The 19,800-nt window shown below is 65.2% G+C and carries 24 protein-coding genes; 11 read left to right on the top strand and 13 right to left on the bottom strand.

Features of this window, described 5'->3' with window-relative positions:
- Nucleotides 1-3 precede the first annotated feature (3 nt).
- The 3 genes from ychF to GC146_RS02205 all read right to left on the bottom strand — a co-directional run bounded on the left by ychF (nucleotide 4) and on the right by GC146_RS02205 (nucleotide 2,596).
- Nucleotides 4-1,101, bottom strand: coding sequence for a redox-regulated ATPase YchF (gene ychF, locus GC146_RS02215; RefSeq protein ID WP_291833760.1), 1,098 nt, complete (start codon nucleotides 1,099-1,101; stop codon nucleotides 4-6).
- Between the two features lie 149 nt (nucleotides 1,102-1,250).
- Nucleotides 1,251-2,324, bottom strand: a complete 1,074-nt coding sequence (locus GC146_RS02210; protein WP_291833757.1) for a sialidase family protein — start codon at nucleotides 2,322-2,324, stop codon at nucleotides 1,251-1,253.
- Nucleotides 2,325-2,326: 2 nt separating this feature from the next.
- A complete protein-coding gene (locus GC146_RS02205; RefSeq protein WP_291833754.1) occupies nucleotides 2,327-2,596 on the bottom strand; it encodes a MoaD/ThiS family protein in 270 nt (89 codons plus the stop codon).
- A 119-nt stretch (nucleotides 2,597-2,715) separates the two neighbouring features.
- On the opposite strand from GC146_RS02205, the gene GC146_RS02200 reads away from it, so the two are divergent.
- From GC146_RS02200 to trpA, 3 genes are read left to right on the top strand one after another with little or no spacing between them, the layout of a single operon-like run.
- Complete coding sequence (locus GC146_RS02200) at nucleotides 2,716-3,138, top strand: VOC family protein (RefSeq protein WP_291833751.1); 423 nt, start codon at nucleotides 2,716-2,718, stop codon at nucleotides 3,136-3,138.
- 1 nt (nucleotide 3,139) lies between these two features.
- Nucleotides 3,140-3,571: a VOC family protein gene (locus tag GC146_RS02195; RefSeq protein WP_291833749.1), complete on the top strand. Its 432-nt coding sequence runs from the start codon at nucleotides 3,140-3,142 to the stop codon at nucleotides 3,569-3,571.
- Between the two features lie 51 nt (nucleotides 3,572-3,622).
- A complete protein-coding gene (trpA, locus tag GC146_RS02190) occupies nucleotides 3,623-4,414 on the top strand; it encodes a tryptophan synthase subunit alpha (protein WP_291833745.1) in 792 nt (263 codons plus the stop codon).
- 13 nt (nucleotides 4,415-4,427) lie between these two features.
- Here trpA and GC146_RS02185 read toward each other — a convergent pair whose 3' ends face one another.
- A complete protein-coding gene (locus GC146_RS02185) occupies nucleotides 4,428-6,002 on the bottom strand; it encodes a bifunctional diguanylate cyclase/phosphodiesterase (protein WP_291833741.1) in 1,575 nt (524 codons plus the stop codon).
- A gap of 171 nt (nucleotides 6,003-6,173) precedes the next feature.
- Here GC146_RS02185 and GC146_RS02180 point away from each other — a divergent pair, with 171 nt between their 5' ends.
- The 3 genes from GC146_RS02180 (at nucleotide 6,174) to GC146_RS02170 (ending at nucleotide 9,970) form a co-directional block, all read left to right on the top strand.
- Complete coding sequence (locus tag GC146_RS02180; RefSeq protein ID WP_291833739.1) at nucleotides 6,174-6,752, top strand: TMEM175 family protein; 579 nt, start codon at nucleotides 6,174-6,176, stop codon at nucleotides 6,750-6,752.
- A 65-nt stretch (nucleotides 6,753-6,817) separates the two neighbouring features.
- The gene (locus tag GC146_RS02175; protein WP_291833736.1) at nucleotides 6,818-7,981 is read left to right on the top strand and encodes an alpha-hydroxy acid oxidase; all 1,164 of its coding nucleotides are present in this window, start codon (nucleotides 6,818-6,820) and stop codon (nucleotides 7,979-7,981) included.
- A gap of 63 nt (nucleotides 7,982-8,044) precedes the next feature.
- The gene (locus tag GC146_RS02170; RefSeq protein ID WP_291833733.1) at nucleotides 8,045-9,970 is read left to right on the top strand and encodes an alpha-amylase family glycosyl hydrolase; all 1,926 of its coding nucleotides are present in this window, start codon (nucleotides 8,045-8,047) and stop codon (nucleotides 9,968-9,970) included.
- On the opposite strand, the gene GC146_RS02165 is transcribed toward GC146_RS02170, so the two are convergent.
- The gene (locus GC146_RS02165; RefSeq protein ID WP_291833730.1) at nucleotides 9,958-11,106 is read right to left on the bottom strand and encodes an MFS transporter; all 1,149 of its coding nucleotides are present in this window, start codon (nucleotides 11,104-11,106) and stop codon (nucleotides 9,958-9,960) included. The genes GC146_RS02170 and GC146_RS02165 overlap by 13 nt on opposite strands.
- Nucleotides 11,107-11,262: 156 nt before the next feature.
- Here GC146_RS02165 and GC146_RS02160 point away from each other — a divergent pair, with 156 nt between their 5' ends.
- The 4 genes from GC146_RS02160 to GC146_RS02145 all read left to right on the top strand — a co-directional run bounded on the left by GC146_RS02160 (nucleotide 11,263) and on the right by GC146_RS02145 (nucleotide 14,277).
- Nucleotides 11,263-11,886: a 50S ribosomal protein L25/general stress protein Ctc gene (locus GC146_RS02160; RefSeq protein WP_291833727.1), complete on the top strand. Its 624-nt coding sequence runs from the start codon at nucleotides 11,263-11,265 to the stop codon at nucleotides 11,884-11,886.
- Nucleotides 11,887-11,979: 93 nt separating this feature from the next.
- Complete coding sequence (pth, locus tag GC146_RS02155; protein ID WP_291833724.1) at nucleotides 11,980-12,663, top strand: aminoacyl-tRNA hydrolase; 684 nt, start codon at nucleotides 11,980-11,982, stop codon at nucleotides 12,661-12,663.
- A gap of 67 nt (nucleotides 12,664-12,730) precedes the next feature.
- Nucleotides 12,731-13,897, top strand: a complete 1,167-nt coding sequence (locus tag GC146_RS02150; RefSeq protein ID WP_291833721.1) for a serine hydrolase — start codon at nucleotides 12,731-12,733, stop codon at nucleotides 13,895-13,897.
- Complete coding sequence (locus GC146_RS02145) at nucleotides 13,897-14,277, top strand: DUF2237 domain-containing protein (protein ID WP_291833718.1); 381 nt, start codon at nucleotides 13,897-13,899, stop codon at nucleotides 14,275-14,277. Before GC146_RS02150 ends, GC146_RS02145 begins: the two co-directional genes overlap by 1 nt.
- Here the strand turns inward: GC146_RS02145 and GC146_RS02140 are convergent.
- The 4 genes from GC146_RS02140 to trpB form a co-directional block, all read right to left on the bottom strand.
- The gene (locus GC146_RS02140; RefSeq protein ID WP_291833716.1) at nucleotides 14,274-14,780 is read right to left on the bottom strand and encodes a helix-turn-helix transcriptional regulator; all 507 of its coding nucleotides are present in this window, start codon (nucleotides 14,778-14,780) and stop codon (nucleotides 14,274-14,276) included. The genes GC146_RS02145 and GC146_RS02140 overlap by 4 nt on opposite strands.
- A gap of 45 nt (nucleotides 14,781-14,825) precedes the next feature.
- Complete coding sequence (locus GC146_RS02135) at nucleotides 14,826-15,296, bottom strand: hypothetical protein (protein WP_291833712.1); 471 nt, start codon at nucleotides 15,294-15,296, stop codon at nucleotides 14,826-14,828.
- Between the two features lie 81 nt (nucleotides 15,297-15,377).
- Entirely contained in the window at nucleotides 15,378-15,902 is a 525-nt protein-coding gene (locus GC146_RS02130) for a hypothetical protein (RefSeq protein WP_291833711.1), read from the bottom strand.
- Nucleotides 15,903-16,056: 154 nt separating this feature from the next.
- Nucleotides 16,057-17,289 carry a tryptophan synthase subunit beta gene (trpB, locus tag GC146_RS02125; protein WP_291833708.1) on the bottom strand — a complete coding sequence of 411 codons (1,233 nt, stop codon included), beginning with the start codon at nucleotides 17,287-17,289 and terminating at the stop codon, nucleotides 16,057-16,059.
- Nucleotides 17,290-17,432: 143 nt separating this feature from the next.
- Here trpB and GC146_RS02120 point away from each other — a divergent pair, with 143 nt between their 5' ends.
- Complete coding sequence (locus GC146_RS02120; RefSeq protein ID WP_291833706.1) at nucleotides 17,433-17,978, top strand: cytochrome b/b6 domain-containing protein; 546 nt, start codon at nucleotides 17,433-17,435, stop codon at nucleotides 17,976-17,978.
- On the opposite strand, the gene GC146_RS02115 is transcribed toward GC146_RS02120, so the two are convergent.
- Genes GC146_RS02115 through ihfB form a run of 4 tightly spaced genes read right to left on the bottom strand, consistent with a single transcriptional unit; the run spans nucleotide 17,975 to nucleotide 19,706 of the window.
- Complete coding sequence (locus GC146_RS02115) at nucleotides 17,975-18,412, bottom strand: GNAT family N-acetyltransferase (protein ID WP_291833703.1); 438 nt, start codon at nucleotides 18,410-18,412, stop codon at nucleotides 17,975-17,977. The genes GC146_RS02120 and GC146_RS02115 overlap by 4 nt on opposite strands.
- Entirely contained in the window at nucleotides 18,409-19,053 is a 645-nt protein-coding gene (locus GC146_RS02110; protein WP_291833701.1) for a phosphoribosylanthranilate isomerase, read from the bottom strand. Before GC146_RS02110 ends, GC146_RS02115 begins: the two co-directional genes overlap by 4 nt.
- Nucleotides 19,054-19,057: 4 nt before the next feature.
- On the bottom strand, nucleotides 19,058-19,414 hold the full coding sequence (locus GC146_RS02105) for a LapA family protein (protein ID WP_291833697.1): 357 nt from the start codon (nucleotides 19,412-19,414) through the stop codon (nucleotides 19,058-19,060).
- 10 nt (nucleotides 19,415-19,424) lie between these two features.
- Complete coding sequence (gene ihfB, locus GC146_RS02100) at nucleotides 19,425-19,706, bottom strand: integration host factor subunit beta (protein WP_291833695.1); 282 nt, start codon at nucleotides 19,704-19,706, stop codon at nucleotides 19,425-19,427.
- Nucleotides 19,707-19,800: the final 94 nt, after the last annotated feature.

The following is a 19,800-nucleotide window of genomic DNA, read 5'->3' as shown; positions in this document are numbered from 1 at the left end:
CGCTCAGGTGTTGAAGAGGAAATGCATCACGTCGCCGTCCTTGACGACGTAGCTTTTCCCCTCGGCCCGCATCTTGCCCGCTTCCTTCGCCGGCACCTCGCCACCCAAGCTCACGAAGTCATCGTAGGCGATGGTTTCGGCCCGGATGAACCCGCGCTCGAAATCGCCGTGGATCACCCCCGCGGCCTGCGGCGCCAGCGTGCCCGCCGGGATCGTCCAGGCGCGCGCCTCTTTCGGGCCGACGGTGAAGTAGGTCTGCAGGTGCAAAAGCTCGTATCCCGCGCGGATCAGCCGGTCGAGGCCCGCCTCGTGCAGCCCCATTTCCTCGAGGAACATCTGCGCCTCCTCGTCGTCGAGCTGGCTGATCTCCTCTTCGATCCGGGCCGAGATCACCACCGCCGCGTTGCCCTCGGCCGCAGCCATCTCGGCCACGCGGGCCGACTGGGTATTGCCGGTCGCGGCCGAGGATTCCTCGACGTTGCAGACGTAAAGCACCGGTTTGGTCGTCAGCAGTTGCAGCATTCGCCACGCCTTGCGGTCCTCGTCGGCCACGGTGACGGTGCGGGCGGGCTTGCCCTCGTTCAGCGCGGCCTGCGCGGCCTCGAGCAGGCGCACCTGGTCGAGCGCCTCCTTGTCGCCGCCGCGCACCTTGCGGCTGAGGTTGGCCAGCCGCCGCTCGACCGATTCGAGGTCGGCCAGCATCAACTCGGTCTCGATCGTCGCGGCATCGGCGACCGGGTCGACCCGGCCCTCGACATGGGTGATGTCGTCATCCTCGAAGCAGCGCAGCACATGCGCGATGGCATCGCATTCGCGGATATTGGCGAGGAACTGGTTGCCCAGCCCCTCGCCCTTGGACGCGCCCTTCACCAGCCCGGCGATATCGACGAAGGTCATCCGGGTGGGGATAATCTGTTTCGAATGGGCGATCTCGGCCAGCTTGTCGAGGCGCGCATCGGGCACCGCGACCTCGCCCACGTTCGGCTCGATCGTGCAGAAGGGAAAGTTCGCCGCCTGCGCCGCCGCCGTCCGCGTCAGCGCATTGAAGAGCGTCGATTTGCCCACATTGGGCATCCCCACGATTCCCATCTTGAAGCCCATCGCACGTCACTCCCGGGTGTTCCGGCCGCGCTGATACGGCGCGGGGGCCGGTTAGGCAAGCGCCCCGGACGGGCGGCAGAGGGGGGCGCTGCCCCCCGCTTGCGCTCCCCCCGGAGTATTTCAGGCCAGAAGAAAGGTGCCCAGGGGGCTCAGGCGAAGGCGACCTGTGCGATGGGGGGCAGGTTGGCGTGAAGCTGCGTCCAGCTTTCGCCGCCGTCGTCGCTGGTCCAGAGATTTCCGGTGGTCGAGCCCATCGCCAGCGCGGTTCCGGTCGCGTCGCAGACCAGCGCGTGACGGTAGATGAGGTCGTAGGACAACTCTGGCAGCCCGCGCGAGAGCGTTCGGAAGGTGCGACCGCCGTCATCGGTGCGGGTCACCACCAGCTTGCCGTCCACCGGAACACGCGAGGCATCCTTCACCGCCGGGGCGAACCAGGCGGTGTCGGCCTGAGTCGGGTGGGCGGCCACGGCAAAGCCGAAGGTCGAGGGGCCGGCCTCCTTGATCTCGGTGAAGGTATGGCCGCGGTCGGAGCTGACATAGATGCCGCAATGGTGCTGGCACCAGACCCGCGCGGGATCGGCCGCGCAGGCCTGCAACAGGTGCGGGTCCTGGCCCACCGGATCGTCGGCACGCTCTGGCGGCAGGTATTCGGCCATCATCCCCTTGCCCACCACCTGCCAGCTGGCGCCGCCGTCATGCGTGAGCCACGTGCCCGCGCAGGAAATGCCCACCAGCATCGTGGCGCTGTCGGCCGGGTCGACCAGGATCGAATGGATGCCGGCATCGTCATAGCCGCCGCCGAACCAGCCGGGGCGCGAGGGCTGGTTCCAGAGCGCTTCGTTCAAGACCCAGCTTTCGCCGCGATCGTCGCTGCGGAAAAGGCCGCCGGGGATGGTCCCGGCCCAGATCGTGCCGGGCTGGTCGGCGCCGCCGGGGACCAGCGTCCAGATCATGAAAAGCGCCTTGGCGTCGGGTGCGTCGGATTTCGGGTAGGCGGGCGTCGGCAATTCGCGCCATGTCGCGCCCCGGTCGTCCGAGCGGTGCAGCTTGCAGCCGAAATGGCCGTGATGCAGCGCCGCGTAAAGCGTGCCGTCGCGCGGATCGTCCAGCATCGCGCTGACTGGCTCTGCCAGAAAGGCGGGCTGGCCCGCCAGCACCCAGCCCGTGCCGCGCCTGTCGAACCGAAAAAGGCCCTTGCGGGTTGCGACGTGCAGATGATCCATGGCTATCCTCCCGAAAGCGCCTGCATCACGTAAAGTTCGGCCTCTGGGTCGACCGGGTCCGACAGGCCCGCGCGGTCGGCAATCATCTGGCCGTCGACGAAGATGTTGACGTGCTTGCGCAGCCGCCCCTGTTCGTCCAGCACGTAAGACTTCAGCAACGGATCGGCAGCAAGGCCCTCATCAATCACCGCGCGCACGTTGGTCCCCGCAGCGGTGATCACCGGTGTGTCACGGTGTTTCGACAGGTTGGCGGTGAAACGGATCGTGGCCATGGCGCTCGGATTGCAGTGCTGGCAGGCAGATTACAGCATGCGTGCCGTATCGCTACGTTTCATTTGCCACGATCGCACGATTTCGGGCAATGTCTGGCCAGACCGACGGAGCGCGATGCATGCAACCCACCCCGATCCCCTACCTTTTCTTTCGCGGCGATTGCGCCGCGGCTTTGACGCATTATGCCGATGTCTTTGATGCCGAGGCACCCGAAATCCTGACCGTGGCCGCCTCGCCCGCCGGCGCGATGATGCCTGCCGAAGTGCAGCACCTTGTCATGCACGGAGCACTGAAGGTGGGTGAGGGCTGGATCTACGGCGCCGACGACGTGATGGGCGAAACGGCCGCGATGGCGGGCAGTTCGCTGGCGATCAGCTTTCCGACCGTCGACAAGGCCCGTGCGGTATTCGACGGGTTGGCCGAGGGGGGCACGGTGCGGATGCCCTTCAAGGCCGAGTTCTTCACCCCTGGCATGGGTGCGCTGACGGACCGTTTCGGCATCCGCTGGATGGTCCTGACTGACGACCCCAAGGAGACCTGAGATGCCGACAATGCCCTATCTGCATTTTCGAGGCCAATGCGCCGAGGCGCTGGCCTTTTACGCCGATGTCTTCGGCGGCACCGATCTGCAGATGATGCGCTATGGCGAGGGGCCGGACGCGCAGGCGGACTGGGCCGGCAGCCAGCGCATCCTGCACGGACAGGTGTCGCTGGGCGACGGCACGTTGATGGCCTCTGATTATCCGCCAGGCGTGGAGGGCGACCCGCAGGCGGGCTTCAGCGTGATGCAGACGGCGCCGGACGTGGCGCGCGGGCAGGCAGTGTTCGACCGGCTGGCCGAGGGTGGTGCTGTCGTCAATCCCTTCGGGCCGACGTTCTTTTCCCCCGGCTTCGGCATGGTTCGCGACCGCTTTGGCACGGCATGGATCATTTCGACCATGCCCGGCGCCGGGGACGGGCCGCAGGGGCATTGATTTTCCCCCGCCCATCGCGCACAGACGCGACAAGGGTAACAGGGGACAGCCATGTCGAGGATTGACGCGAAATTCGCCGAGTTGCGGGCCGCTGGGCGCAAGGCCTTCGTGGCCTACGTGATGGCGGGCGATCCCGATTACGCTACCTCGCTGGAGATCGTGCGTGGCTTGCCGGGCGCGGGCGTGGACATCATCGAGCTGGGGATGCCCTTCACCGATCCGATGGCCGATGGTCCAACGATTCAGCTGGCCGGGCAGCGGGCGCTTGCGGGCGGCCAGACGCTGGCCAAGACGCTGGATATGGCGCGCGCGCTGCGCGAAACGGATCAGACGACGCCGATCGTGATGATGGGCTATTACAACCCGATCTATTCGCGTGGCGTCGACCGGTTTCTGGCCGAGGCGCAGGAGGCGGGCATCGACGGACTGATCGTGGTCGACCTGCCGCCCGAGGAGGATGCCGAGCTGTGCCTGCCCGCACAGGCGGCAGGGCTGAACTTCATCCGGCTGGCCACGCCCACGACAGACGATCGGCGGCTGCCGCGCGTGATGCAGAATACCAGCGGCTTCGTCTACTATGTCTCGATCACCGGCATCACCGGCGCCGCGGCGGCGCAAAGCGCCGAGGTGGCCCCCGAGGTGGCGCGGATCAAGGCGGCGACCGACCTGCCGGTCATCGTGGGCTTCGGCATTACTACGCCAGAGGCGGCGCGGGATATCGCCAGCGTCGCCGATGGTGCCGTGGTTGGCTCTGCCATCGTCAAGATGATCGGTGAGGGCCGAAGCACGGCAGAGGTGCTGGGCTTTGTCGCATCGCTGGCCGAAGGCGCACACGCGGCCTGATCGGACCACGCAATTACCCGGTCTTGCGGTGCAGCGGCACGGTAACCGGTACTGCGGCCGGCGCGGTGGCCTGCCCTGTCATAGAGACGAGCAACTCGAACTCGGCCTCGGGCAACGGCCGGCTGAAAAGGTAGCCCTGCCCCAAACCGCAGGCATGCGCACGCAGGAATTCCAGCTCGCCCTCGCTTTCGATGCCTTCGGCGGTGACGTTCATGTTCAACGAGGCTGCAAGCGCCAGCACGCCGGACACGATCTTGGCGTTCTGCGGGCTGGAATCGACGCTGGCGATAAAGCTGCGGTCGATCTTCAACTTCTGGAATGGAAACTGCGACAGGGTCGCCAAGCTGGATTGCCCGGTCCCGAAATCATCAAGCGAGATGCGGATGCCCAGCCCGATCAACTCGGCGATGATGTGGCGGGCCTGTTCAACATCGCTGACCACTGCATGCTCGGTGATCTCGATCTCCAACTGCGCCGGCGCGATGCCGTGCTCGTCAAGAATGGCCTTTATCCGGCCCGGCAGCATCGGATTGCCGAATTGCGAGGGCGAGATGTTGAACGACATGTCCAGCCGGCGGTCGAGCCGCGCCATCGCGGCACAGGCGCGGCGCAAAACCTGATCGCTCAGACGGTCAAGCAGGCCCAGATCCTCGGCCAGCGCGATGAAACGGTCGGGCGGCACGAAGCCGCGCACCGGATGCAGCCAACGCGAAAGCACCTCGAACCCGACGATGGCGCGCCCGTCGATGGCATAGATCGGCTGGAAATAGGGGACGATCCTGTTATGCGCGATAGCCTCGCGCAGGTCCGCCTCGAAGCTGGCCTTTTCGCGCAGCATGTCGCGCAGTGCCAGATCGTAGCGGACGCAAATTGCGCCAGCGGTGGCGCGCGCCTTGTGCATCGCATCTTCCGCATTCTGGACAATGTCGGCGGGCGCAAGCCCCGGACCCGAGCGCGCAATGCCGATCCTGCAGCCCAATTGCGCGGTCCGGTTCGGCATATCGAACGGCCGCGCAAGGCTGGCGGACAGCGCCGTTGCAAGATGCTCGGCCCGGGTGCCATTGGCTGCGATCAACATTGCAAACTTGCCGCCATCCAGCCGAAAGGGCAGATCGGCCGGGCCACAGAGCGCGCGAATGCGGTCGGCCACGGCGCAAAGCAGCCTGTCGCCGGCCTTGTGGCCATGCAGGTCGTTGATCGGCTTGAACCGGTCGAGGTCGACGACCACGAGATCCAGACATTCGCCCGCTTCCAGTCGTTCGGCCATCAGCCCCAGCAGCCGGTCGCGGTTACGCAGATCGGTCAGCCGGTCATGCCGAGCGATGTAGCGCAATCGCGCCTCGGCCCGCTCGCGTTGAGCGCGCACGGCGTGCAGGCTGCGCTGACTGCAGCCCAGAACCATCGGCAACAGCAGGCCGGCCGCCACGACCAGCGAGATTGCCCAGCGCAACACAAGGCCCTGCCACCCCGGCAGTGCGGCAAGGTTGACGACCTCCGGCGCAACAAGGCCCATCGCCGTGGTCAGGACAAGAACCGAGGCCGCGACCAGCCGCCATCCCTGTTGAATGTCCGTTTCCTGTGACGTCATCACACCCGTTACCCCGCACTTCGCCCCGATCAAACCGACGATTGGCGAATGCAAGGTTAACCGGGCACTGCAAGATATCTTGCATTTGAACGCTTTCCCTGCGCGCATGCCATATTGCCGCGCCACGCAGCGGCCCCTAGTCTTTGCGGGCCATATGACTGGGGAGCGGGCATGAACAAGGGCCGGATCGAGGCGTTTTCGGATGGCGTTCTGGCCATCATCATCACCATCATGGTGCTGGAGTTGAAGGTGCCGCACGGTGATGGGCCCGCCGCGCTGATCCCGCTGATCCCGGTGTTCCTGTCCTATGTGCTGTCCTTCGTCATGGTCGGCATCTATTGGAACAACCACCACCACATGTTCCAGGCCGTGCATCACGTGGGCGGCTGGGTGCTGTGGGCAAACCTTCACCTGCTGTTCTGGCTGTCGCTGCTGCCGTTCACCACTGCGTTCGTCGGCGAGAACGAATTTGCGAACTTCCCGATGGCGCTTTACGCGCTGGACCTGCTGATGTGCGGCTTTGCCTACAACCTGCTGGAACGCGCGCTGATCGCGCAGCACGGCAAGGGTTCGGATTTTGCCAAATCGCTTGGAAATCGCGCCAAGGATACGCTGTCGATCCTGGCCTACCTCGCAGCGCTGCCGCTGGCCTTCGTCTTTAACTGGGGGGCGCTTGCGCTGGTCGTGGCGGTGGCCGTGCTGTGGATCGTGCCTGACCGCCGTTTCGCCAAGCCGAGCACGGGCGCGTGAGGCGCTTGTCAGAACCCGGCGTCATTGGTAGCAGAACCTGACCAATTCAGGAGAAAGGCCTTGCCATGCCCGTCATTACCACGATTGACGACCTGAAGCGGATCTACAAACGCCGCGCGCCGAAGATGTTCTACGATTACTGCGAAAGCGGTAGTTGGACCGAACAGACGTTCCGCGAGAATACTTCGGATTTCGACAAGATCAGGTTCCGCCAGCGCGTCGCAGTCGACATGACCGACCGCACGACGCGGTCCACCATGATCGGCCATGACGTGGCGATGCCGGTGGCGCTGGCGCCCGTCGGCATGACCGGCATGCAATCGGCCGATGGCGAGATCAAGGCGGCGAAGGCGGCGGAGAAGTTCGGCGTTCCCTTCACTTTGTCCACGATGTCGATCTGTTCGATCGAGGACGTGGCCGAGCACACCAAGGCCCCGTTCTGGTTCCAGCTTTATGTGATGAAGGATGTCGATTTCGTCGACAACATCATCGCCCGGTCGAAAAAGGCGGGCGTTTCCGCGCTGGTCATCACGCTGGACCTGCAGATCCTTGGCCAGCGGCACAAGGACATCAAGAACGGCCTTTCGGCCCCGCCCAAGCCGACGCTGGCCAACATCATCAACCTGTCGACGAAGTGGCACTGGGGCCTCGGCATGTTGCAGACCAAGCGGCGCACCTTCCGCAACATCGTCGGCCACGCGAAAAGCGCGACCGACATGTCCTCGCTCGCGGCCTGGACCAACGAGGGGTTCGAACCCCGGCTGGATTGGTCTATGGTTGCAAGACTGAAAGAAAAGTGGGGTGGCAAGGTTATCCTGAAGGGGATTCTCGACGTCGAAGATGCGAAAAAGGCAGTCGAGATCGGCGCCGACGCGATTGTCGTCAGCAATCACGGCGGCCGCCAGCTGGACGGGGCGATCAGTTCTATCCGCGCGCTTCCGGCCATCGTCGAGGCGGTGGGCGACCAGACCGAGGTCTGGCTCGACAGCGGCATCCGCAAGGGGCAGGACGTGCTGAAGGCGCTGGCGCTGGGGGCCAAGGGCACGATGATCGGGCGGGCCTACATCTATGGCCTTGGCGCGATGGGCGAGCAGGGCGTGACCAAGGCGCTGGAGGTGCTGCACCGCGAGATGGACATCTCGATGGCGCTCTGTGGCCGCCGCGACATCCACGACATGAGCCGCGACACCGTGATGGTCCCCGAGGATTTCGAGGGCCGCTGGGCCTGACATCTTGCCCTGACACGCGCAGGTGCCATAGTCGCGAAGCGGCAAGTCAGGCGGAGGGCAGCAATGGCGCGAACAGGCGGCAAGGGCAGGAAATCGGCCACGCCCGCAGGCGACGACGCGATGCTTTTCGATCTGCGTTGGCGACGCGGCCAACGCGACCTGACCGGGCCGCTGAGCCGCATCTACGGCCACCAGCCCGGCTTCGACACCCTGCTGCCACGCCTGCGCGCGCTTCTGGCCCGGCACTGGGCCGAGCGCACTGCCGATCTGCGCGCGCTGGACCTCGCCCGCGATGTCGATCCCGACTGGTTCCTGTCGCAGGACATGGCGGCCTATGTCTTCTACATCGACAAGTTCGCAGGCACGCTTGCCGATCTTCCCGCGCGCATTCCCTACCTGCAGGACCTCGGCATCACCTATGCCCACATGATGCCCTGCCTCAAGCCGCGCCCCGGTCAGTCGGACGGCGGCTACGCGGTGATGGACTACCGCGCGATCAACCCCGCCCTCGGCACGATGGACGAGTTCGCGGCCGCCTGCGCCGCCTTCCGCGCCGCGGGCATCAGCCCATGCATCGACATGGTGCTGAACCACACCGCCAAGGAGCACGACTGGGCGATGCGCGCGCGGGCGGGCGAGGCCGCCTATCAGGCCTTCTACCGGATGTTCGACGATGCCACGCTGCCGCGGCAATACGAACGCACGCTGGTCGAGATCTTTCCGGCGCAGGCGCCGGGCAACTTCACTTTCTACCCGGATCTCAACAAATGGGTCTGGACCACGTTCAACGAATACCAGTGGGACCTGAACTGGGAAAACCCCGAGGTCTTTCTCGCCATCCTCGACACCATCCTGTTTCTCGCCAACAAGGGCGTGGAGGTATTCCGACTCGATGCCGTGGCCTTCATGTGGAAGCGGATGGGCACCGGCTGTCAGAACCTGCCCGAGGTGCACGACATCCTGCAGGCGCTGGTGCAGGCGATCCGCGTTGCCGCCCCGGCGGTCATCTGCAAGGCCGAGGCGATTGTCGGGCCGACCGATCTGGTGCCCTACCTTGGGCAGGGCCGCCATGAGGGCCGCGAAAGCCATCTGGCCTATCATAACAACCTCATGGTGCAGTACTGGTCATCACTGGCCGCGCGCGACACGCGGCTGATGACCTATGTGCTCTCCACCCATTTCCCCGAAAGCGTGCGCCACGCCTGTTTCGCCACCTACATCCGCTGTCACGACGATATCGGCTGGGCGATCACGGAGGAGGACGCGGCCCATGTTCCACCAATGACCGGGCCGGGCCACCGCAACTTCCTTGCCGATTTCTACAATGGCAGCTTTCCCGGCAGCTTTGCCCGCGGAGCCGATTTCCAGTCCAACCCGGAAACCGGCGACCGGCGCACCAATGGCAGCTTTGCCAGCCTCGCAGGCCTTGAAAAGGCGCTGGACGAAGATGACGAAGAAGCACTGGACCTGGCTGTTGCGCGCATCGTGATGGGCCATGCGCTGATCGCCTCGTTCGGGGGCATCCCGCTGCTCTACATGGGTGACGAGATCGGGCTGACCAACGACTACGCCTTCGAGGACTTCCCCGAACTGCGCGAGGATGGCCGCTGGATGCAGCGCCCCGCGATGGACTGGGGCGTGGTCGCGGGGCTGGCGACCAAGCGCACGCCCGCCGCGCGCATCCATGCCGCCGTCCAGCGTCTGCTGGCAGTGCGCAAAGCCACGCCGCAACTGGCCTCATGGGTGCCAACGCGCATCGTAGATCTGGGCGACCGGGGCCTTTTCGCCTTTGACAGGCTGGCCGACGACCGCAAGGTCAGCTGCATCTTCAACTTCACCGAAACGCCCCGCCAGATCAGCCCCTGGGGCCTGAAACTGCCCCCCGGCCAGGGCTATGACGAGTTGCTCAGCGGCGCGCCGCTTGCGGTGGTCGACAATCTTGTCACCCTGCCGCCCTATGGCCGGCTCTGGCTGCGTCAGGCGGGCTGAGCGCGGCGCAGCGCGGCGATGGCGCGCGCCAGCGGCAGCGCGCCAAGCAACAGCAGCGCCACGCAGCCATAGGCCACGCGCAGCCCGAAGGCCTGGCTGAGCAGGCCCATGAAGACCGGGGCAAGGAAGAGGCCGGAAAAGCCCATCACCGCCGCGCGGCTGATCGCCTCGGTCCGCAGGTGCGGCGCCACCATCTTGCCCACCAGCGCCAGCGCCATCGGACCAATGACCGACACGCCCAGCCCGAGGATCCCGAAACCCAGATAGGCCATCGCGGGGCCTGTCGCCGTGGCCGCGATCGCCGCGCCCAGCGCCGACAGGACCGCCGCGCGCACGATGACCGCCAGTTCCGCCATCCGCTCGGCCACCACCTGCCCGCCGAAGCGCCCGAAGGCCATGGTCAGGCCCAGCATCGCCGGGCCCAACGCGCCCTCGGCCGCGCCGCCGTGCAACGTGCGTTCGATATGCAGGGCCGACCACGCCTCGACCGTCGCCTCCGACATGAAGGCGATCAGCGTCACGCCGCCGCACAACAGGATCGGCCACAGGGGATAGCCGCCCACGTGCCCCTCGGCCGCCGCCACCCTGTCGACCCCGGTCTTCATCATCGGCAACAGCACCAGCGTGATCGTGGCCAGCAGCGCGATCACCGCCTCCAGCGGCAGGCCCGCCTCGCGGGTAAAGCTGCACAGCACCGCCGACAGCCCGTAACCCAGCGAGAACATGCCATGCGCCCCGTTCATCAGCGACCGGCCATGCCGCGCCTCCAGATCGCTGACGCGGCTGTTCATGATCACATCCAGCAGGCCCGAGGTGGTGCCCACCACGAACATCGCGACCGGGAACAGCCAGACGGAATGCACCAGTCCCGGCAGGAACCATGCCAATGCGAACAGCACTGCCGCCGCCTGCATGCCGCGCGCGCCCAGCCAACGGTCGACCACGGGCGCCAACCACATCGCCGTCAGCAGGCCCGTGGCCGAGCCCAGCAGCAGCAGGCCGAAAAGCCCGTCATCCGCCCCCAGCCGCGCCTTGATCACCGGAACATAGGCCGCAAAGGCACCCCAGAACGCCCCGACGACCGCGAAGGCGGTAGCAGGGCGACGGGCAAGGCTGAGCGACGCGACCAATGACATGGCGCGAGCGGTGCCAGCGCGCCCGCGTCAAGGCAAGCGGGAAAATGCACGGGGCCCTGAACGGCCCTCTTTTCTTTCGGCGCGAAGGCTTCTATACGCGCGACTTCACCGGGCCCTACACCCTTGGAGGAGGGCCCCCCATATTGGAGACACCACATGGCTGGCAAGATCACTGATCTTCACGCCACGGTACGGACGGGGACAGGCAAGGGGGCCGCCCGTCAAGCTCGCCGCGACGGGCAAGTACCGGGCATCATCTACGGCGGCGGACAAGATCCTGTCGCCATCAACATCCCGTTCGACTACCTGTTGGCTCGGCTGCGCAAGGGCCGGTTCCTGGCGACGCTGTTCAACCTCAAGGTCGAAGGCCAGCCGGACGCCCATGTCATCTGCCGTTCGGTTCAGCGCGACGTGGTCAAGGACCTGCCCGTCCACATCGACTTCATGCGACTGACCGATTCGACCCGCGTGAACATGTTCCTGCCGGTCGAGTTCGTGAACCACGACAAATCGCGCGGAATCAAACGCGGCGGTGTGCTGGTTGTCGTGCGCTCGGAAGTTGAATTCAACGTCCGTGCCGACTCGATCCCCGAGCATATCGTTGTCGACCTCGATGGCACCGACTTTGGCGATGTGATCCACATCTCCAACGTGGCCCTGCCGGCCGGCGTCAAGCCGGTGATCGACCGTGACTTCGTGATTGCCAACATCTCGGCCCCGACCGTGATGCTGTCCGATGACGGCGCCGAAGACGAAGCCGAAGAGGCCGAAGAGGCCTGATCGCCTCCTTCAGAACTGATTTGATGCGCGGGGCCTTCGGGCCCCGTTTGCTTTTGTCTCGCGCCTAAACACAGCAACGACTATGAAACGCCCATGAAACTGATCGTCGGACTTGGCAATCCGGGCGCGCAATACGCGGGCAACCGGCACAACATCGGCTACATGGCGGTGGACCGTATCGCCGCTGATCACGGCTTTGCGCCCTGGCGGTCGAAGTTCCAGGGGCTGGTGGCCGAGGGGCGGCTGGGCGGCGAGAAAGTGATCCTGCTGAAACCCGAGACCTTCATGAACCTCTCGGGCCAGTCGGTGCGCGCGGCGGCCGATTTCCTGAAGATCGCCCCTGCCGACATTATCGTCATCCATGACGAGCTGGACCTTGCCCCCGGCAAGTGCCGGCTGAAACAGGGCGGCGGCCATGCCGGGCACAACGGCCTGCGCTCGATCCACCAGCACCTGGGCGAGGGCTATGGCCGGGTGCGGCTGGGCATCGGCCATCCCGGCCACAAGGATCGGGTGGCAGCTTACGTGCTGCACGATTTTGCCAAGGCCGATGCCGACTGGCTGGACGACCTGATGCGCGGCATTTCCGACGGGGCGACGGCGCTGGCGGCCGGCGACGGCGCGGCGTTCATGAACGCAGTCGCCGCGCGCACCGCACCGCCACGCTCAGGCGGTGGCACTGCGCCGCCCGCCGCGAAAACCAAGACCACCCCCGCACCAGAGCCCCAGGACAGCCGCAGCCCGCTGCAGAAACTGGCCGACCGTTTCCGTTCCTGACGCGCCCGCCTCCCCTTGCCTTTGCCGTCATGGCCGTCATTCTCGGGGGCGAAACGGGGAAGGTGAAATGCGCAAGTTCGTGAGATGGATACGGCGGATCACGCTGCTGCTGGTTCTGGCCGCTGTCGTGGTCGGGGTCTGGAAGCGCGACGACATCCGCCGCCTGCTGGCCGTGAACAGCCTCTTCTCGGAGGGCAAGATCGTTCACAATTTCAGCCACATGCAGGATCTCTTCTACCACGCCGCGATGGCGCGCGGCGCAGGCCCGGTCAGCCCCCTGCCCCCCGGCGTGCCCGCCACCCTGCCGCCCACCGTCACCGACTGGCTGACCCAGCGCAACGCGACCTCGCTTTTGGTGATGAAGAACGGCACCGTGGTCTACGAGGATTACCTGCAAGGCACCGCGCCCGAGGATCTGCGCATCTCGTGGTCGATGGCGAAAAGCTTTCTTTCCGCGCTGATCGGAATCGAGCTGACCGAGGGCAAGATCGCCAGCCTCGACGACCAGGTCACGAAATACGCGCCGCTGCTTGTCGGCTCGGCCTATGACGGCGCGACGATCCGCAACGTGTTGCAGATGGAGTCGGGCGTGGCCTTCAACGAGGATTACCTCGACTACAATTCCGACATCAACAAGATGGGCCGGGTGCTGGCACTGGGCGGCTCGATGGATGCCTTCGCCGCCGGCATCAAGACCCGCCGCGCCACCCCCGGCACGTCATGGCAATACGTCTCTATCGACACGCATGTGCTGGGCATGGTGCTGCGCGGCGCGACCGGGCAGTCCATTCCCGACCTGATGGATGCCAAAATCATGAAACCGCTGGGGCTCGAGGCCGACCCGGTCTACCTGACAGACGGGCACGGCGTGGCCTTCGTGCTGGGCGGGCTGAACATGCGCACCCGCGATTATGCCCGCTTCGGCCAGATGATCGCCAATGGCGGGCAATGGCAGGGCCAACAGATCGTCCCGGCGGACTGGATCGACGCCTCGACAAAGGCCAGCGCCAATACCACGCCCGACGAGTTGGGGTATGGCTACCAGTGGTGGGTGCCCCACGACGCGGGGCCGGGCGAGTTCATGGCGCGCGGGATCTACGGGCAATATATCTACATCATCCGCCCGCTCGGCGTGGTGATCGTGCGCACGGCCGCCGACCGGGGGTTCGAGGATGCTGGTGTCGAGGCGCAGGACATCGCCATGTTCCGCATGATCGCGAAAGGATTGCCGTGATGGAAATGGAGCCGTCGCTCAACGTGCTGGGCCAACCGCTGGAACCCTGCTCGACCGCACCGATGACCGGATTCTTCCGCACCGGCACCTGCGATACCTGCGCCGAGGATCGCGGCAGCCATACCGTCTGCGCGGTGATGACGGCCGAATTCCTGGCCTTCTCGAAATACGTGGGCAACGACCTGTCGACGCCGCGGCCCGAATGGCGTTTTCCGGGGCTGAAACCGGGCGACCGCTGGTGCCTTGTCGCCGCGCGGTTCATGCAGGCCCATGACGAGGGCTGCGCCCCCCGCATCAACCTTGCCGCGACCCATGCGCGCGCGCTCGATATCGTGCCGCTCGAAGTGCTGCGCCTCTATGCCGACCGCGCCAAGGACTAAACGCGCGCCTGCGGCCGGGCTGTCATCGGCCCGTCAGTCATCAAATCCTCGATGAACAGGCTGAGAAGTTGCGGCCGCCCCGAGACGCCGGCCTTGCGATAAATCGCATTGGTCTGGGCCTTGATCGTGCCCTCGCTGGTGCCGCGCAACTGCGCGATCTCGGCAATACCGAAGCCCTTGATCGCGAAAAGCGCCACGTCGCATTCGGCAGGCGTCAGGCCCCATTCGCCAAAGCGGACATCGACAAGATCGAAAAAGGCGCTGGAGGCGGCGCGCAGCTTTTCTTCCATCCGAGCGGCGTGAACCATGGTGCGCCGCAGCGCCACGCCCCCCAGGATGATGCCCAGGACAAGACCGACCGCCGCCGCGATCTCGATATATTCGTGCAGTTCCCAGTCGATCGGCGCAAAGCCCACGACGGACGAAAGGATGTTCATGATGAACACCGCGGCGCAGAAGACCTGCACCGCGAGGATCAGGATAATAACGTACTGGCGGGTCACTCAGCAGCCCTTTCGGCACGACGCATGCAAGGGTGATCGCATGTCTCAGTTATCTCCGCCATCGTCAGAACTGCTGCTGCGCTCAGGCTGTTCTGGCGGTTCCGGTGGTTCGGGCGGGTCGGGCGGCTCGGAAGGCTCCGAAGTGGAGTGATCCTCGGAACTGGTCTGCGAGGGGGTGGCCGTATTACTGCCCGTTGTCACGTTCTTGGAAGAGCTATTGTCCGAACTGCCGCCCGCCGAGGGGTCGATCAGGATCGGGCCAACCTCGTCACCGGTTGAAAGCTGCCGCCAGTAGTCGCGCAGCACCTCGCCGGTGGTCGGGTTGAACACGACCTCGCGGTAAAGGCTCTTGCTGGTCGCATCAATGCGGACACGGCCCAGCAGCGTGTGGGTAATCTTGATCTCGGTGAAACCCTGCTGGCGCAACTGCGCCACGATCGAATCCTCCACCGATTGCGCCGCAACCGCAAGCGGCGCAACGCTGAGGACAAGCGTCATGATCAAACGTCGCAACATCGTGGATCCTCCAACGGATCGCCGCCCGGGGCCGGGCGGCGACATTTTTATCTAGGGGCGCTTACTACAGTCTTACGGCGATCACTCGCCGTCGTCGCTGCCCGAATCGTCGGAGCCGCCGCCCGAATGTTCGCCCGAGCTGTCGTTCGAGCTGTCATTCGAACTGTCGTTCGAGCTGCTTGAATTGCTGCTCGATCCTTGCGCGCTGGCATTGCTGCCACCGTTGTCGTCGCCGATCTCGGTGCCGCCATTGTCATCACCCATTTCCGAGCCGTTGTCGTCGCCCGTGCCCATCGGCACAAGATCGGTATTTCCGGTCGAATCAACCGTGCTGACGTCAACGCCGGGGGTCGTGTTGGTGCCGGAATGAACCGTACCGGTTTCCTGCTTGAGGATGGCGCCGGTGGTCTTGTCATACAGCACTTCAAGCGTCTCGGTGCCGCGCACCGCCTCGACACGAACCTGGCTACCAGCATCGACGATATGGATGCTGGTGTAGTTCAGCGACTGCAGGTTGCTGACAATGGCATCAGTGAATGCGTCGGCGTGGGCGGCTGCGCTGCTGAGGCAGATGATGGCGGCCGAAGCGAGAAGAATGCGTTTCATGACGGAACCTTTCGAAATTTCAGGACTGTGATGCGACGTGCTTGCCGCTGGGCCGATCACAGCACCCGAAATTCCCCTGTCACAATTGACGCATCGTTTAGACGGGTAAGATCAACCCCCGGACAAGGCCACTAAACGCAGGTTTACGGCCAATTCAGACCTTCATGTCGAAGCCGAGGTGCTTGGCCACGGTGAAGATGTCCTTGTCGCCCCGGCCGCACATGTTCATCACGATGATATGGTCCTTGGGCAGCGTGGGGGCGATCTTCATCACGTGGGCCAGCGCGTGGCTGGGCTCCAGCGCGGGGATGATTCCCTCCAGTTTGCACGACAGCTGGAACGCCTCCAGCGCCTCGGCATCGGTGATCGAGACGTATTGCGCCCGGCCCGTATCATGCAGCCAGGCATGTTCCGGCCCGATGCCGGGATAGTCGAGACCGGCCGAGATGCTGAACCCTTCCAGGATCTGACCGTCATCGTCCTGCAGCAGGTAGGTGCGGTTGCCGTGCAGCACGCCGGGCCGCCCGCCGGTCAGGCTGGCGCAATGCTCCATCCGGTCGTCCACGCCCTTGCCCCCGGCCTCGACCCCGATGATGCCCACCGAGGGGTCATCGAGGAACGGGTAGAACAGGCCCATCGCGTTCGACCCGCCGCCGATCGCGGCGATGACCGTGTCGGGCAGGCGGCCTTCGCCCTCCTGCTCGGCCAGTTGCCAGCGCACCTCTTTGCCGATGATCGACTGGAAGTCGCGCACCATCGCCGGGTAGGGATGCGGGCCCGCCACCGTGCCGATGCAATAGAACGTGTCGCGCACGTTGGTCACCCAGTCGCGCAGCGCGTCGTTCATCGCGTCCTTCAGGGTGCCGCGGCCAGACGTGACTGGCACCACCTTGGCGCCCAGCAGCCGCATGCGGAACACGTTGGGCGCCTGCCGTTCGACGTCGTGCGCGCCCATATAGACGATGCATTCCAGACCGAACTTGGCGCAGACAGTGGCCGTGGCCACACCGTGCTGGCCCGCGCCGGTTTCGGCGATGATCCGGGTCTTGCCCATGCGGCGGGCGAGGATGATCTGGCCCAGCACGTTGTTGATCTTGTGTGCGCCGGTGTGGTTCAGCTCGTCGCGCTTCATGTAAACCTTGGCGCCGCCCAAGTGCTCGGTCAGGCGCGCGGCATGGTAAAGCGGCGAGGGGCGGCCGACGTAATGCTTCCACAGGTCGTCCATCTCGGCCCAGAAGGTCGGGTCGGTCTTGGCGTGGTTGTATTCCGCTTCCAGCTCCAGGATCAGCGGCATCAGCGTTTCCGACACGAAGCGGCCGCCGAACATGCCGAAACGGCCGTTCTCATCCGGGCCGGTCATGAAACTGTTGAAAAGGTCGTTTGCCATCGGAACCAGTTGCCTTTCGCTGCAATGCCCCCTGACCTAGCGCCAGACAAGGCCCCGGTAAAGGTGCCGCTTCGCACGACGATTGACAGGACGGCCGCACCCGGCGTCTCATTCATGCCAAAGCTTGCAAAAGGCATCCAGCCATGGCCATAGCCCAACCCGTCCGCCGCTATCATCCCGTCATCGTCGTGCTGCATTGGTTGATTGCAGCACTGATCGTGCTGATGCTTCTGGGGGGCTATTTCGTTATCGCGCCCATGCCCGAGGACGCGCCGCAGAAACTCGACGTCCTTGAAATTCATATGGCGCTGGGGATGGCCATCCTTGGGCTGATGGTGATCCGGCTGATCCTGCGCGCCGTCACCGCCCGACCGCCGGCCGAGATTACCGGCGGCCCGCTGGACCGGGTGGCGGTTGCCGTGCATGGCGGGTTTTACCTGCTGGTCGCGCTGATGGCCGTCTTCGGCATGTGGACGGCAATTGGCCTGCACCTCAACGATATCGTGTTTGCCCGCAACGGCGCACCGCTACCGCCCGATCTGCGCCACGCGCCAACGGTCGTCGCGCATGGCTGGGCCGCACTGGTGCTGGCGCTGCTCATTGTCTTGCATGTCGCGGGCGCGCTCTATCACCGCATGGTTTTGCGCGACGAGGTGATGGCGCGGATGGGCTTTGGCGCGCGCCGCTAAAGGTCGCGCTTGAAGCCAACATGCGACGCCGTGAAGCCCTGGCGCGCATAGAACCGCGCGGCATCCTTGCGCGCGGCATTCATCGTCAGCTGGATCAGGCTGCAGCCCGCGGCGCGGGCCCGCGCCTCAATCTCGGCAAACATCGCCTCACCTATCCCCTGCCCGCGCAGATCTGCTGCCACGCGCACTGATTCGACCTGCATCCGCCGTGCCGCCCGCAGCGACAGGCCGCTGATGACGGTCAACTGGCATGTCGCGACGATGCGGCTGTGCCGTTCGCCCACCAGCAGCGTGTTGCGCGGATCGGCGACGAGGTCGGCAAAAGCGGCGCGGTAGCCGTCCATCGTGCCGGGCGCTGCATCCATGCTGTCCTCGGTCAGCAGTGCCACTATGGCCGGCACGTCTTCGGGTCGCGCGGGACGGAACGCGATCACGCCCGTGCCGCAGCGATAAAGGCCGCGATGCGCGCGGGGTCCTTGACCCCGGGCGCGCTTTCCACGCCTGACGAGACATCGACTTGCCGCGCCCCGGTCAGTCGGATCGCCTCGGCGACGTTCGCGGGCGTCAGGCCCCCTGCCAACATCCATGGACCGGGCCAGCGCCGCCCTGCAATCAGCCGCCAGTCAAAGGCCAGGCCGTTGCCGCCCGGCAGCACGGCATCGCGGGGCGGCTTGGCATCGACAAGGATCTGGTCAGCGACGCGCGCCATCTCGTCCAGCGCGGGCAAATCCTCGGGCCCGGCGACGCCCACCGCCTTCATCACCGGCAAGCCGAACCGGGCCTTGACCTCGGCCACGCGGGCGGGGCTTTCGTGGCCATGCAGTTGCAGCATGTCGAGGGGGACGCGGTCGAGGATATCGGCCAGCGCGGCATCGTCGGCATCAACGACAAGCCCAACCTTGGCGATCCCCGGTGGCGCGGAAAGCGCAAGATCGGCCGCCGTTTCAGCGGTCACGGCCCGGGGCGAGCGCGGGAAGAAGACAAAGCCGACATAGGCGGCGCCAGAGGCTGCCGCAGCCAGAACGTCGCCTGGCAGCCGCAGGCCGCAGATCTTGACACGAATTGTACCGGACATCGGCCTAGCGTCGCGCCGGTGCTTCGAGGAGTTGCAGGACATCGTCCTTGCCGTCGCCATTGGCATCGCGCAGGCGGTCCATCTGACGCTTCAGCTCGGCCACCTCGCGACCACGCGCGCGCCCCTCGGCCCGGAATTTGCGTTCGCGCAGCCATTCCCAGAAGAACCCGATGAGCAGGCCAGCCGCGACGCCAAGAAAGATCACCACGAAGAGCGGCACCTGCAGGTCCGGCGAGATACCGAACAGACGCGCCAGCGAGCCGGGCATCGCGTGCAGCGTCACCATGCCCCTGTTGGCCAGGCCCACGATGATCAGGCACAGGCCCACTATGGCCCAGAAGGCAAAACGAATGGTTTTCATGAGAACGATGTTATGACTCGTTCAGCCTGTCGCGCAACAGCTTCCCGGTCTTGAAGAAGGGTACGTGCTTCTCCTCGACCTCGACCGACTCGCCCGTGCGCGGGTTGCGGCCGATACGCGAATCGCGACGTTTGACCGAGAAAGCGCCAAAGCCGCGCAACTCTACCCTGTCGCCACGGGCCATCGCCTCTGTGACCTGTTCGAAGATCGTGTTCACGATCCGCTCAACATCTCTTTGGTACAGGTGTGGGTTCTCGTCTGAAATACGCTGAATCAATTCCGACCGGATCATTGTTCTGGCCCCCCCGGGAACGCGGAAATCGCTGCAGGTTCGCCCTGCCATTGAGATCACTATAGGCCCAACACGGGCATGGCGGAATAGCGTG

Origin of the sequence: Limimaricola sp. (assembly GCF_016125575.1) — a bacterium.
Classification (GTDB): Bacteria; Pseudomonadota; Alphaproteobacteria; order Rhodobacterales; family Rhodobacteraceae; genus WGLM01.
This window is presented reverse-complemented; position numbering and strand designations above follow the sequence as displayed.